Consider the following 648-nt stretch of genomic DNA (forward strand, 5'->3'; position numbering starts at 1 on the left):
TAATACGGCAGGCAAACCTACAATAGCCATCAAACTTCCAAGATTTTTCCCACCAGCCGCGCGAACAATCAATGTTGATAACAAAGAAACAACTATTCCTGACCCGGCGCCTTGAATTAGTCGACCAATAATTAAAATATCGATATTTGAAGCAATTCCGGAAAATATCGAACCGATTAAAAACAAAATAATACCGGCTATATAAAGATTTTTTCCACTGAATCTATCTGCAGCCCAACCCGTAAAAAGAACAGTAATACCAAGGGAAAGTATATAGCCGGTCGTTACCCATTGGACGATGTCGACAGAACTGTTTAAATCATTCATAATGGTGTTAATTGCTACGTTAGTCATAGTTGTGTCAAGCATTGGTGCGATAGCGCCTAATATTAAGATAAAGGCAATTTTGACAATCTCGTGACGATTATTTTCTTTGTTCACTAGTACAACCTCACTTACTTTATTATTTAAGGGACCTAAGTCCCTTAAATAATAACTCATCGTTTCTATAAATACAAGGAGGAGTTTTCAGATGGAAACAGAAAAGCAGACACGTCGTCGGGGTGAGAAATTAGAAAATGCGATTCTAACTGCAGCTTGGGAGCAATTAAATAAAGTTGGCTATAAAGATTTAACTATTACAGAGGT

1 protein-coding gene is annotated in these 648 nt (G+C 37.0%); it reads right to left on the minus strand.

From position 1 onward, the window contains the following. Window positions 1–441: MFS transporter (locus KH893_RS11355; RefSeq protein ID WP_281166220.1), on the minus strand; the 441-nt coding region annotated here is incomplete at its 3' end. Between the last annotated feature and the right edge of the window lie 207 nt (window positions 442–648).

The organism is Liquorilactobacillus sicerae (assembly GCF_029916425.1).
GTDB lineage: Bacteria > Bacillota > Bacilli > Lactobacillales > Lactobacillaceae > Liquorilactobacillus > Liquorilactobacillus sicerae.